Here is a 13,082-nt window from a genome sequence, read left to right on the forward strand (position 1 = left end):
CAAAAATGTCCGTCACCCTCACGGGGGGAGGATGAACGGAACCAAAATAAATATTTGGCACTGACATTCATCGACACACTATTGAGTTCTCAAAGAACACACGCACCAGCAATCTCGCGGGATTCTTCCCGGTCGATCGGTTGGGCAACTTTTACAGCTTAGCTCAGCCAGAAGTTCCCGACCAAATCGGGGTCCCTCTTACCGAACCAGTGTGATTGTCAGGCGCTCCTCGTCCGACCTCGTTGTCCCGGGCCTCTCGGCTCCGGGTCGGTGTCCGTGTCGCTCTGACCTGGAATAAGTTACGTGCCAACCGCATTCGAAGTCAAATCGCCTGGTCATCCGGCCTAACGACGCACATCGGATGCGCTCGCAACACCATTCACAACATCGGCGCCGGCGAGAATTCCGACCGTCGGCCGAAGCTCGCCCCGAAATGCCGGAAGCCGGCCCGCGGTGGGTGCGGGACCGGCGTCCGATCGCTATTCGGGATACGCGTCTCGGGGATACGCGACGATTTCGGCTGCGAGTCAGCCGTTGCAGCGCGACGCGCTGATGACAGCGGGACCCGAACCGTCCGAACTCAGGTTCGGCGGGCGATCCGGGCCCAGCGCCGCGATCGCGTTGCGCTCGGCCTCCTGCAGGGTGGCACCGGTTCCGACGGCATGAACGTCGTCACGCCTGGCGACCGCCCCGCATCCGTCGACGAAGCGAAGGATGGTCGCGCAGCCGGGCGCCCCCTTCGACCCGCACACGTCCACCGCATCCCGGTCGGCCGTGTCCTGATCGGGCGCGTTGACGACACTTCCGATGTGCGAGCCGTCGTCCATTTCGTAGGAGATGGCGAACGCGCCGTACAGGTGGCCGTCCAGTCGACGCAGACGTTCGACCGCCGAAACGCCGGTAGCCGGCCCGCCCGAAGGCGGACCGGCTACCGGTTCGAAAGGTGTTGATGGAAGGCAGGACTCAGAAGTCCATGCCGCCCATGCCGCCGGTCGGGTCGCCGACAGGAGCGGCGGCCTTCTCCGGCTTGTCGGCCACGACGGCCTCGGTGGTGAGGAACAGCGCGGCGATCGACGCGGCGTTCTGCAGCGCCGAACGGGTGACCTTGACCGGGTCGGCGACACCGGCGGCCAGCAGGTCCTCGTACTCGCCGGAGTCGGCGTTGAGGCCCTGGCCGGTCGGCAGGTTGGCGACCTTCTCGGCGACCACGCCGGGCTCGAGGCCGGCGTTGAAGGCGATCTGCTTCAGCGGCGCGGCCAGCGCCACCTTCACGATGTTCGCGCCGGTGGCCTCGTCACCGGTCAGCTTCAGGTCGTCCAGCGCCGGGCCGGCCTGCAGCAGCGCCACACCACCACCGGGGACGATGCCCTCTTCGACGGCGGCCTTGGCGTTGCGCACCGCGTCCTCGATGCGGTGCTTGCGCTCCTTGAGCTCCACCTCGGTAGCGGCGCCGGCCTTGATCACCGCAACACCGCCGGCCAGCTTGGCCAGGCGCTCCTGCAGCTTCTCGCGGTCGTAGTCCGAATCCGAGTTCTCGATCTCGGTGCGGATCTGGGCGACGCGACCCGCGATGGCCTCGGCATCACCGGCACCGTCGACGATGGTGGTCTCGTCCTTGGTCACCACGACCTTGCGGGCGGTGCCCAGCAGATCGACGGTGGCGGTCTCCAGGTTCAGGCCGACCTCTTCGCTGATGACCTCGCCACCGGTGAGGATGGCGATGTCGGCCAGCTGCGCCTTGCGGCGGTCGCCGAAGCCCGGGGCCTTGACGGCGACGGACTTGAAGGTGCCGCGGATCTTGTTCACGACCAGGGTCGACAGGGCCTCGCCCTCGACGTCCTCGGCAATGATCAGCAGCGGCTTACCGGCCTGGATGACCTTCTCCAGCAGCGGCAGCAGGTCCTTGACGGTCGAGACCTTGGAACCGACCAGCAGGATGTAGGGGTCCTCGAGGACCGCTTCCTGACGCTCGGCGTCGGTGACGAAGTAGCCCGAGATGTAGCCCTTGTCGAAGCGCATACCCTCGGTCAGCTCCAGCTGGAGGCCGAAGGTGTTGCTCTCCTCGACGGTGATGACGCCTTCCTTGCCGACCTTGTCCATGGCCTCGGCGATCAGTTCACCGATGGACGCGTCGCCGGCGGAGATGGCCGCGGTGGCAGCGATCTGCTCCTTGGTCTCGACCTCCTTGGCGGTGTCGAGCAGCTTGGCGGTGACGGCCTCGACGGCCTTCTCGATGCCGCGCTTCAGACCCAGCGGGTTCGCACCGGCCGCGACGTTGCGCAGACCCTCGCGTACGAGCGCCTGAGCGAGCACGGTAGCGGTGGTGGTGCCGTCACCGGCGACATCGTCGGTCTTCTTGGCGACCTCTTTGACCAGCTCGGCGCCGATCTTCTCGTAGGGGTCCTCCAGCTCGATCTCCTTGGCGATGGACACACCATCGTTGGTGATCGTGGGGGCGCCCCACTTCTTCTCCAGGACAACGTTGCGACCCTTGGGGCCCAGCGTCACCTTGACCGCGTCGGCGAGGGCGTTCAGACCCCGCTCGAGACCGCGACGGGCCTCTTCGTCGTACGCAATTGTCTTGGCCATTGCGTTGAGATCCTCCACATGTATATGGGGCTGACACACAGAGCGACCGCAGGTTGGATCGCCCCATTACGCTGGCCAGGTACGGTGCCCGCGACGGACGACCGAGGGTGTCTGGGAACCCGGTCTCACCTGCCCGACCTAGCACTCACTGGTCGAGAGTGCCAGGACCTTTCTAGCACTCGACGGTACCGAGTGCAAGGTTACGGACCCGATGGCCGCACCGTTCGCAATCGGCGATATCGGCTGCACGGTGCGATATCCGGGCGGGCACGCTCACGTATCGTCGGTGACCCGCAGCGCCAGGGCGACGAAGGCGTCGGTGCGGCGCTCCTCCGGACTGCGCGGTTCGCCGCGCTCCACGGTCACCTGCTCGGCGTCGTGAAGCAGCAGTTCCGCCTCGATTCGCATAATCGCCCGGATGAACGGGGGCGCCACTTCGGGCGGCAGATCGCCGTTGACGATGTAGCTGCCGTCCGGGCCGTCCTCGGTCTCGACATAGGACAGCGCGCGCAGCAGGTCTGCGCGTAGTTCCCCCGCGATCAGGTCGGAATCCGATCCATCCGCCATAGCAATATCGTATCCGGACCACCGAACACCTCATCAGCCCCACAACTGCACAGCCGTATCGGCGAGTGAGCGGGTACGGCGTGGCCACCGCGGAATCGGGCACGGCCTGGGCGGATTCGGGGGCGCATTCCGGGCCGCGGAACCCGCCGCGACGCGGCGAGTCGCGCCGGGCCGGATATCGCGACGACGGCCGGCGTGCCGAATCGGGACGCCGGCGAGCATCGATCAGGCACTCGGCGCGGCCGGCGGCTGCGGCGGAGCGGGTGGCGCGGGCGGAGCCGGCGGCTGGGGTGCATCCACCGGATTCGGCGGCATGAACTGAGCGAGCTGGGCGACGAGATCGCGTTCGATATCCGTCTTGGTCAAGCCGAGTCCCGACAACACGCCGCTGCCGTCCTCCTGCTCGAGCAACGCGAGTAGCAGGTGTTCGGTGCCGATGTAGTTGTGGCCGAGCCGAAGCGCCTCGCGGAAGGTCAACTCCAGAGTCTTGCGGGCACTCGCGGTGTACGGGATGAGGGCGGGAACCTCGTCCACCGCCGTCGGCAGCGCCGCTGTCGCCACCCGGCGCACCGCGTCCAGCGAGACTCCCTTGGCGACGATGGCGTGTGCGGCCAGCGCGCCCGGCTCACTGAGCAGTCCGAGCACCAGATGTTCGGGTTGGATTTCCGCGTTGCCCGCGCGCCGAGCCTCCTCCATGGACGCCATCACCACATTGCGTGCCCGGGGTGTGAAGCGCGCGAACCCGGCATTCGGATCCATCGCGGGATCACCCGGTTTCGGCACGAAACGCTTCTGCGCGGCTTGTTTGGAGACGCCCATGCTCTGGCCGATATCGGTCCAGGAGGCGCCCGAGCGGCGAGCCTGGTCGACGAAGTGGCCGATCAGATGATCGGCCACCTCGCTCATATGTTCGGCGACCACGATGGCGTCGGACAGTTGCTCCAGGACGTCGTCGGGCCGGGCGCGTTTGATGCCTTCGATCAGATCGTCGAGGCGGATACGTTCGGTCATACGTCAACGCTAGGTTGACTGCCACATGTCAGTCAACCATTGGTTGACGTCAATTCAGGGACGCGCCTGCATCGCCGCGCCGCGCACGATCATCTCCTTCACCACCGCGGCCGGACGACCGGTCAGGGCACGCGCCGTCGGGGCGTCGTCGGCGCGGACGAACTGCACGACCGCGTCCCGCCGCCCGAGACTGATGCACTGCAGGACGTAGCGGAAACGCAGATCGTCCGGCTCCGCGCCGCGCATCCGCGCGAGCGCCGACCGCGCGGCATGGGATCCGGTCGGCAGCGCCGTCGCACAGGCCATCCGCAGTTCGCGACCGCCCGGTCCGGTGATCGCGGCGCAATCGCCTGCGGCGTAGATATGCGGGTCGGAGGTGCGCAGCGTGGCATCCACCAGGACGCGACCGCGCGCATCGACCGCCAGCCCGGCGCGGGCGGCGAGGTCGCTGGTGGTGAAACCCGTTGTCCACAACACCGTTTCGGCGTCGATGTGGCCACCGTCGGCGAGCCGCACGCCGTCCGCCGCGACCTCGACGACCTTGGCGCCCGCGTGCACCTCGACGCCGAGTCGCTCCAGGGTGGCGGCGATATGCCGCTGCGCGCGATCGGAGAGCCAATAGCCCGGCTGCTCCGAACTCACCAGCGCCACCGACAGTTCCGGATGTGATTCGGCGAGTTCGGCCGCGGTCTCGATGCCGGTCGCACCGCCGCCGACCACCGCGACACGACCACGCAGTGGTGGCAGCGCGGCGATGTTCTCGAGTGTCGCGATCGGATGGGCGTGATCCCGCACGCCCGCAACGCTGTCGGTATCCGCGGCGCTGCCGAGGGTGTACACCAGCGTGTCGTAACCCAGCACCGAACCATCGGACATCGAAACCTCTTGTGCCGCAGTATCTATCGCGGTAACCCGGCCACGGACGAAATGGGCGCCCCTGCGTTCCAGCATGGTCCGCAGATCCCGGCGCGCGATCGTCTGCCCGGCGGCGAGCTGATGCAGCCGCACCCGCTCGACCATTTCCGCACGACTGTCCACGACCGTGATCTGCGCGCCGCGGGATTTGCAGAGTCTGCCCGCCGCGGCCAGGCCGGCGTAGCCGGCGCCCAGCACGAGGATTCGGTGGGATGCGGTGTGATGTGCATTCATGGGTGACTCCTTTTCGAGGCCGACACCCTTCAGACCGGACAGCTTGCCGATCCCTGACAACGAGCTGCTGTGTTCCGCATCACTACCCGAGGCGATCGGCCTCCGCCGGCGCCGGGAAGCGACCGAAGTACGCGAGTTTGTCGGGATTCACCAGGATCCGGATCGCCGAGATCCGCTCACCGTCCACGTCGGCCGCGCCGATCAACAGCAGGTCACCGTGGACCCGGGCCACGGCGGCCGGTGAGCCGTTGACCTCCTCGATGCTCAGTTCGAGGTCATCGACCTCGCGGTGGAACAGCCCGGCCAGATAGCGCGCCACCCGGGCCGCACCGACCACGGGCCGGCGGGCCGCGCTCATCTTGCCGCCGCCGTCGGCGACCGAGACGATATCGGCGGTGAACATCTGTTCCAGCGCAGCGATATCGCCGGCCCGGGCGGCCACGAGGAAACGCTGGAACAATTCCCGGGCGCGGGCGGGTTCGGCGTCGAACCGGGTGTGTTCGCTGCGGACGTGCATGCGGGCACGGCGGTAGAGCTGCTGCGAATTCGCCTCCGACAGCTCGAGCATGTCGGCGATCTCGCGATGGGCGTAACCGAAGGCCTCGCGCAGCACGAAAACGGCGCGTTCGGCGGGCGACAACCGTTCCAGCAGCGTCAGCATCGCCAGCGAGACGAGTTCGCGCTGCTCCGCGGATTCCATCGGACCGAGCTCGCCCCCGCCGGTCGGCACCGGTTCCGGCAGCCAGGGGCCGACATAGGTTTCGCGGCGTGTGCGCGCCGACTCCAGCCAGCTCCGGCACAGATTCACCACGACCGTGGTCAGCCAGGCCTCGGCGGACCGAATGTCGGCGCGCTCGGTGGCCTCCCAGCGCAGATAGGTCTCCTGGACGGCGTCTTCGGCCTCGCTCGCCGAGCCGAGCATGCGATAGGCGAGTGCGAACAGGCGGGAACGATGGCGTTGGAATTCGGCCAGACCCGTATCGTCCATCCGCTCCGCCCTCCAGTGCCGGCCCGGTGATCGAGGGCGAGACTACTCGCCGTAAGCCACCGGGTCGCGTTTCGACCAGGTGATGTGGGGCGGCCGGGGCTCGCTGGTCGGCGGCGCCCGGCCCAGCAGACGCCGGGCCCGGAGCTATTCCGTGACCATCCCGATGGCGACCGCGACGGGCTTGTCGGCCTCACTCTTGGACAGGCACACCAGTTTCGCGGTCCCCAGCGCCACATTCGGGCTGCCGTCGAACTTCGAGCCGGGGTTCTCCGCCAAAATGCGGTCCATCAGGGACTTTTCACCCTCGATATCGAGTTTGCGGAACTCGCCGCAGGTGGTCTGCGAGGCCGGGCCCAGTCCCGAATTCTCCGGATGCGCGGTGGTGCCGGGCGCCTCGGTGGGCGCCGCCGGTGCGGGGGCGGTGGACGAGGCGGGGGCCGGGGCCGAGGTCGCGACGGCCGAGCCGTTTCTGCGCAGGCCGTTGGCGTCGGCGGACGAATGGTCGTCGCCGCCGCAGCCGGTGAGGCCGATGGTCAGTGCGCCCAGCGCGACGGCCGTCACGGTCAGTCGTTTCATCTCGTGCGTAACCCCCGAGTGGTCCGGCAACGCCGAATCTCCTCCGGCGCGCGCCGGATGCCTCCGGCGCGGCTCGCAGCGTACCGGCCACATCGGCCGTTGAAAACCCCGGCCTCGCGGCGGGGACCGGATCGAATTGCCGCCCTTACGATTCGGCCCCGGCGGCGTCCGAACCACGTCCGGAGGCCGCCTCCAGCGGCAACCGCACGATGAATCGGGTGTCACCCGGCGTGGACTCCACCCGGATATCGCCGCCGTGTTTGTTCACCACGATGCGGAACGAGATGTCGAGGCCGAGTCCGGTGCCCTCACCGACCGGCTTCGTGGTGAAGAAGGGCTCGAAGATCCTGTCCCGCAACGCCTCCGGCACTCCCGGCCCGGTATCGCCGATCTCCACTGCGGCACAGTCGTTTTCCCGATAGGTACGAACCGTCAGCGTGCCCGACCCGTTCATCGCCGCCACCGCGTTGTCGATGAGGTTGGTCCACACCTGGTTCAATTCCGCTGCATAGCAAGGGACCTCGGGCAATGCGCGGTCGTATTCCTTGACCACGGAGATGTCGTCGCCGATCTTGCGGGCCAGCATCACCAGCGTGCTGTCGAGCAGTTCGTGGATGTCGACCACCTGGAACGGAGCCCGGTCCATCTGCGAATACTGCTTGGCCGCATGGACGAGCGAGGAGATGCGCCCGGTCGAGTCGGTGATCTCGTTCATCAGCAATTCGGTTTCGACGGTGTAGTTCAGCCAGCGGATCGCACCCTCGAACACTCCGTCGTCGCAGTGTTCGAGAGTGCCCGCGACCTTCTCCAGCCAGTCGATGTCGAAGCCGGCCTGAACGAAGTTCGGGGCCAGATCCCAGCCGTTGGCGATGCCGTGATCGGCGAGCCAGTCACCGAGTTCGTCCTCGCGGTCGGCGGCCTCCATCGCGGTGAGAGTCGGCGCCTTGGCCACCTGGGTGGCGGCCTCCTCCTGGAGCTGCACCAGCGCCTCGAGTGCGGCGGAGTCGAACTTGCCGTGCGCCATCATCTTCAGCTTGTGCCGCATACCGGCGACCCGATCCCGCAGCGAGGAGGTGGCCCGCACCGCGGCCGCCGCGGGATTGTTCAGCTCGTGGGTGAGACCGGCCGACAGCGAGCCCAGCGCCAGCAGGCGTTCCCGCCGGCCGATGATCTCGTTGGTATTGCGGTTGCCGAAGAACACGCCCTCCAGCAGATGCAGGGCCATCGGGAACCATTCCTGCATCATCCGCGCGAAGGTGTCCGCGTCCAGGACGAAGAACTTCGACGGTTTCGTCACCGTCAGCGAGCCGGTGTAGTTCTGGTCGGCCCGCTCACCCATATACGCGGTCCACGCGCCGGCGTAGGAGCCGCGGTGGTCGGTGCGGACGAGTTCGAGATCCTCGCCGGCCGACAGTTTCGACAGCACGACCTCGCCGTCCATCAGGACGTAGAAGCAGGTCGCGGGCTCGCCCTCGCGGTAGACCGGGCCCGGCACGAAGTATTCGACCCGGCCCTCCCGGCAGAGCCAGGCCAGCTGCTCGTCGTCGAGCTTCTCGAACAGGAACAGGGTGCGCAATTCCGCGGGATCGCACAGAGTCCGGGAGCCGGTGACCGTGCGGTTGTCGTCGCTCACGTGCGCCTCCTATTGTTTCGCGAGGTATCGGTGGACCAGCATGACCGCCATCGCACCCTCGCCGACCGCGGACGCGACCCGCTTCGCCGATTCGGAGCGCACATCGCCGGCGACGAAGACGCCCGGGATGCTGGTTTCGAGATGATGGGGCGGGCGGGGCAGTTCCCAACCCGGCGGCCGGGAACCGTCGACCATCAGATCCGGTCCGGCCAGGACATAGCCGAATTCGTCGCGGACGACGAGTCCGTCCAGCCAGTCCGTTTCGGGCGCCGCGCCGATGAACAGGAACAGTCGTTCGGCGTCGACCTTGTCCTCGGCACCGGTCGCGTTGTTGCGCAACACGATTCGTTCCAGGTGATCGCTACCGTCGGCGGCGACCACCTCGGTGTTGGTGTGCACCTTGATATTCGGCACGGCCTCGATCTGCTGGATCAGATAGTGCGACATCGACTGGTCCAGCGAACTGCCGCGCACCAGGATGTGCACCGTGCAGGCGTGCCGGGACAGGAAGACCGCGGCCTGGCCGGCCGAATTCGCCCCGCCGACGATGTAGACCTCGCGTTCGGCGCAGTCGGCCGCCTCGGTCATCGCCGAGCCGTAGTAGACGCCGCGACCGGTGAAATCGTCGACGCCGGGCGCGGGGTGGTGTCGGTAGTTGACGCCGGTGGCGATGAGCACCGAGTGGGCGCTGACGCAGGAGCCGTCGGAGAAGAGCACCCGCCGCGCGGAACCGCACGCCTCCAACCCGACCACCTCGCGGGCGGTGATGAGTTCGGCGCCGAATTTCACCGCCTGGCGCCGCGCCCGATCGGCCAGCTGGGCGCCCGAAAGCCCGTCCGGGAAGCCCAGATAATTTTCGATCCGGGAGCTCTGCCCGGCCTGCCCGCCGGTAGCGGTCCGCTCGACCAGGACGGTGCGCAGCCCCTCGGAGGCGCCGTACACGGCCGCGCCGAGTCCGGCGGGGCCGCCACCGACCACGATCAGGTCGTAGAACTCACCACTCGGATTCGTGCTCAGGCCGACGCAGCCGGCGAGTTCGCTGTCCGACGGGGACAGCAGCACATTGCCGCTCGGATCGATCACCACGGGGCACTGCTCGGCATCGGCGCCGGCGGCCTCGAGCAGGCGTTGCCCCTCGGGATCGTCGGCGAGGTACCACCGGTACGGCAGCTGATTGCGGGCCAGGAATTCCCGCACCTCGGAACTGCGCGCCGACCAGCGGTGCCCGATCACCTTCGTCTCGTGCACCGGGCGGCGGTCGTCACCGCGCCACGATTCCAGCAGCGCGTCGACCACCGGATACAGCTTCTCTTCCGGCGGGTCCCAGGGTTTGAGCAGATAGTGGTCGAGATCGACCACATTGATCGCGTCGATGGCGGCATTGGTGTCCGCATATGCGGTCAGCAGCACCCGGCGCGCATAAGGGTGCAGATCGATCGCGTTCTCCAGGAATTGGATGCCGTCCATACCCGGCATTCGATAATCGGCGATCAGCACCGCGACCGGCTGGCCGCGCAATTTGAGTTCGCGCAGGACGTCGAGTGCCGAGGCACCGGATTCCGCGCGCATGATGCGATAGTCGGCTCCGTATCGCCGCCGCAGGTCGCGCACGACGGCCCGGGAGACGCCGGGGTCGTCGTCGACACTGAGAATTACCGGTTTGACGGCAGCTGGTGAAGTCACATCGAAAAGTATGAGCGCCCGGGCGGCGAGTTGCCGAGGATGTTCGCTACGGGCACCACATCGATCACACCAGGCGGTGCTCGACGAGATCGAGTTCGCTCGGCGTCAGCAGCCGCTCGAGCCTTTCCTCCCGCTCGGCCAGATTGCGGCGCGATCGCCGGCCGTGATTGCGGAAGGGGGCGACCACCGACGGCCAGGATTCCGAATCGGGAAGTAACGGAACCGATTCCGCCTGCCGACGATGGAGGATGGTTCGAATGTTCACGGCCGATCACCTCACAGGGACGTAGCAGCGTGTGCTCCGGTCGAATGCTTCGTTGCCTGCCGTAGTTGCCTATCCGCCATTGTGCGTCGTTTATTACGGCCGGCGAAACGGATCACATCAGAATGTGACCTAGCTGATCTTCAATGGAAAAGTGGTCTCCCTCACAGGGTCGCGTGTCCGGTTGCCACGTCTAGGATTACCGTTACCGACCGTCATAACCACGCCCGTCACGATCTCGGAGGCAGCGTTGCCGAACACCCTGGAAGCCACCATCGACATTGCCGCCACGCCGGACAAGGTGTGGGCGGTCGTCTCCGATCTCGGGCGGATGCCGGAATTCAGCCCGACCACGTTGAAGATGATTCCGCTGGGCACGCCGCGCGCCGGCACGTGGACGGTGAATTTCAACAAGGTCGGCCGCAAGTACTACCCGACCACCTCACGCATCGTGCGTTACGAGCCCGATCAGGCCTTCGCGTTCCGGATGAACGAGAACGGCACGGTGTGGAGCTACACCCTCGAACCCACCGCGGCGGGCACGCGGGTGACCGAGCGCCGCGACGTGCCGAACGGGGTGCGCAAACCGGTGCGGTTGATGATCGACGCGCTCCTCGGCGGCGAGCAGCAGTTCGAGGCCGATCTGGTCGCCGGGATGAACGAAACCCTCGGCAAGATCAAGGCCGCGGCCGAGCGCTGATCCGGCGCGCCCTTGGCCCCACAGGCGGGTTCGACCGCGTAATTTGCCCGGTATGCGACGGATGACGGGCGTGTTGGCGGTACTCGCGGGAACCGCCGTGCTGCTGAGTGGTTGTGGCAGTTCGGATTCGGGGACCTCACGCGAGGTGACGGTGGTCGGCACCGGTCAGGTGCGGGGAGCGCCGGACACCCTGAACGCCGACGTGGGTGTCGAAGTGACCGCGCCCGACGTGTCCACCGCCATCGCGAACGCCAACGGCAAGGCTGCGGCGATCACCGACGCGATGGTGAACGCGGGCGCCACACGCGAGGACATCCGGACCACCGATGTGTCGGTGCAGCCGCAGTACGGCCCCGACCACAACGTCACCGGGTACACCGCGACCAACACCGTGCACGTCGTGGTTCGCGATCTGCCCAAGGCCTCGAGCGTATTGGCGTCGGCGGTCCGGGCCGGCGGGAACGACACCCGCATTCGCGGTGTCTCGTTCGCGCTCGACGACAATTCGAAACTGCTGGCCGACGCCCGGGCCGGCGCCTTCGCCGACGCCAAGGCGCGCGCCAACCAGTACGCGGTGCTGTCGGGCCTGAAGTTGAAGGACGTGAAGACCATCAACGAGACCAGCAGCGGGGAATCGACGCCGCCGCAGGCCAAGGCCCAATTCGCTACTCCGGACGTACCTTTGGAACCCGGTCAGCAGACGGTGACCTTCACGGTGACGGTCACCTGGACCATGGGCTGACGCGCGCCCGCCGGACGCCCGCGCAGTTCGACTCGGCTACTGCCAGTTCGGCAGTTTCGTCACTTGCGCGGCGTAGGACAGGCCCGCGCCGAAGGCGACCAGCAACGCCGCCGCACCGGGCTTGCTCTCGCCCGACCGCAGCATGGCCTCCATGGCCAGCGGGACCGAGGCGGCCGAGGTGTTGCCGGTCTCCTCGATGTCGTTGGCCAGTGCGCAATTGGCCGACAGCTTCAACTCGCGCGCCATGATCTCGATGATGCGGCCGTTGGCCTGGTGCGGAACCATCGCGTCGATATCGCCGGGGGTCAGGCCGGCCCGCTCGATCGCGTCCAGGCAGACCTTCTTCAGCGAATGGGCGGCCCAGCGGAAGACCGCGGTGCCCTCCATCGCCAGGTACGGGCGGACCGCGTCGGTGCCTTTTTCGTCGATCTCGCGGAAGAACTCCATCCAGTCCTTGTCCTGGCGGATCGCGTGATGCTGTTCGCCGTCCGAACCCCAGACGGTGGGGCCGATGCCCGGCTCGTCGGACGGGCCGACGATCACGGCACCCGCGCCGTCGGCGAACAGGAAGGCGGTGCCGCGGTCGGCCGGGTTGAACGTGTCCGTGAGCCGCTCGACGCCGATCACCAGCACGTGGCCCGCGGTGCCACCCTTGACCAGATCCGAGGCCACGCCCAGCGCATGGCAGAAGCCCGCGCACCCGGCGGAGATGTCGAATGCGGCCGGATTGTTCATCCCGAGTTCGGTGGCGATCTGCGGGGCGGCCGCCGGGGTGAGCAGCAGCCAGGTCGAGGTCGCGACGATGACGCAGTCGACCTGCTCGGCGGTGATCCCCGCGGCGGCCATGGCATCGCGCGCCGCGGCGGCGCTCATGGCGATGATGGTCTCGGATTCGGAGGCGAACCGCCGGGTCCGGATGCCCGAGCGGGTGCGAATCCATTCGTCGCTGGAATCGATCGGTCCGGCGACTTCCTCATTGGTCACGACCCGGGCGGGGCGGTACACGCCGAGCCCGAGCATCGCCGTGTGCTCCACCCCGGTGACTTGGGCGAGTCGAGCAGCCATCGCGCATCTCCTATGTACCTGCCGGCGGGCCGGAGAACCGGAAATTGGCCCCGGTCCGGGCGCCACCCGCTATCGAACATTCCTTCATCGGGCCTCAGCGGCCGACGCGCTCGTCGT

The 13,082-nt window shown here is 67.4% G+C and carries 13 protein-coding genes; 2 read left to right on the forward strand and 11 right to left on the reverse strand.

The window, feature by feature from the left end; translation table 11 throughout:
• Positions 1-527 precede the first annotated feature (527 nt).
• The 10 genes from IG65_RS39685 to IG65_RS0120530 form a co-directional block, all read right to left on the reverse strand.
• Positions 528-1,007, reverse strand: a complete 480-nt coding sequence (locus IG65_RS39685) for a DUF4189 domain-containing protein (protein ID WP_304413546.1) — start codon at positions 1,005-1,007, stop codon at positions 528-530.
• Positions 964-2,589 carry a chaperonin GroEL gene (gene groL, locus IG65_RS0120490; protein ID WP_030516557.1) on the reverse strand — a complete coding sequence of 542 codons (1,626 nt, stop codon included), beginning with the start codon at positions 2,587-2,589 and terminating at the stop codon, positions 964-966. The genes IG65_RS39685 and groL overlap by 44 nt, the downstream gene beginning before the upstream one ends.
• A gap of 273 nt (positions 2,590-2,862) precedes the next feature.
• Positions 2,863-3,156 carry a hypothetical protein gene (locus IG65_RS0120495; RefSeq protein ID WP_030516558.1) on the reverse strand — a complete coding sequence of 98 codons (294 nt, stop codon included), beginning with the start codon at positions 3,154-3,156 and terminating at the stop codon, positions 2,863-2,865.
• 225 nt (positions 3,157-3,381) lie between these two features.
• Positions 3,382-4,167: a Clp protease N-terminal domain-containing protein gene (locus tag IG65_RS0120500; RefSeq protein ID WP_051756547.1), complete on the reverse strand. Its 786-nt coding sequence runs from the start codon at positions 4,165-4,167 to the stop codon at positions 3,382-3,384.
• A 54-nt stretch (positions 4,168-4,221) separates the two neighbouring features.
• A complete protein-coding gene (locus IG65_RS0120505; protein WP_030516560.1) occupies positions 4,222-5,316 on the reverse strand; it encodes an NAD(P)/FAD-dependent oxidoreductase in 1,095 nt (364 codons plus the stop codon).
• Between the two features lie 82 nt (positions 5,317-5,398).
• The gene (locus IG65_RS0120510) at positions 5,399-6,304 is read right to left on the reverse strand and encodes an RNA polymerase sigma-70 factor (RefSeq protein ID WP_051756549.1); all 906 of its coding nucleotides are present in this window, start codon (positions 6,302-6,304) and stop codon (positions 5,399-5,401) included.
• Positions 6,305-6,448: 144 nt separating this feature from the next.
• Complete coding sequence (locus IG65_RS0120515) at positions 6,449-6,880, reverse strand: hypothetical protein (RefSeq protein WP_030516562.1); 432 nt, start codon at positions 6,878-6,880, stop codon at positions 6,449-6,451.
• Between the two features lie 145 nt (positions 6,881-7,025).
• Positions 7,026-8,513: an ATP-binding protein gene (locus IG65_RS0120520; protein ID WP_030516563.1), complete on the reverse strand. Its 1,488-nt coding sequence runs from the start codon at positions 8,511-8,513 to the stop codon at positions 7,026-7,028.
• Between the two features lie 9 nt (positions 8,514-8,522).
• Positions 8,523-10,196, reverse strand: a complete 1,674-nt coding sequence (locus tag IG65_RS0120525; RefSeq protein WP_030516564.1) for an FAD-dependent oxidoreductase — start codon at positions 10,194-10,196, stop codon at positions 8,523-8,525.
• Between the two features lie 64 nt (positions 10,197-10,260).
• Entirely contained in the window at positions 10,261-10,461 is a 201-nt protein-coding gene (locus tag IG65_RS0120530; RefSeq protein ID WP_030516565.1) for a hypothetical protein, read from the reverse strand.
• Between the two features lie 247 nt (positions 10,462-10,708).
• On the opposite strand from IG65_RS0120530, the gene IG65_RS0120535 reads away from it, so the two are divergent.
• Positions 10,709-11,158, forward strand: a complete 450-nt coding sequence (locus IG65_RS0120535) for an SRPBCC family protein (RefSeq protein WP_030516566.1) — start codon at positions 10,709-10,711, stop codon at positions 11,156-11,158.
• Between the two features lie 52 nt (positions 11,159-11,210).
• Positions 11,211-11,900 carry an SIMPL domain-containing protein gene (locus tag IG65_RS0120540; protein ID WP_030516567.1) on the forward strand — a complete coding sequence of 230 codons (690 nt, stop codon included), beginning with the start codon at positions 11,211-11,213 and terminating at the stop codon, positions 11,898-11,900.
• A gap of 36 nt (positions 11,901-11,936) precedes the next feature.
• On the opposite strand, the gene IG65_RS0120545 is transcribed toward IG65_RS0120540, so the two are convergent.
• Positions 11,937-12,965: a beta-ketoacyl-ACP synthase III gene (locus tag IG65_RS0120545; RefSeq protein ID WP_030516568.1), complete on the reverse strand. Its 1,029-nt coding sequence runs from the start codon at positions 12,963-12,965 to the stop codon at positions 11,937-11,939.
• Positions 12,966-13,082: the final 117 nt, after the last annotated feature.

It is taken from the genome of Nocardia sp. NRRL WC-3656, assembly GCF_000720265.1.
Lineage (GTDB): Bacteria > Actinomycetota > Actinomycetes > Mycobacteriales > Mycobacteriaceae > Nocardia > Nocardia nova.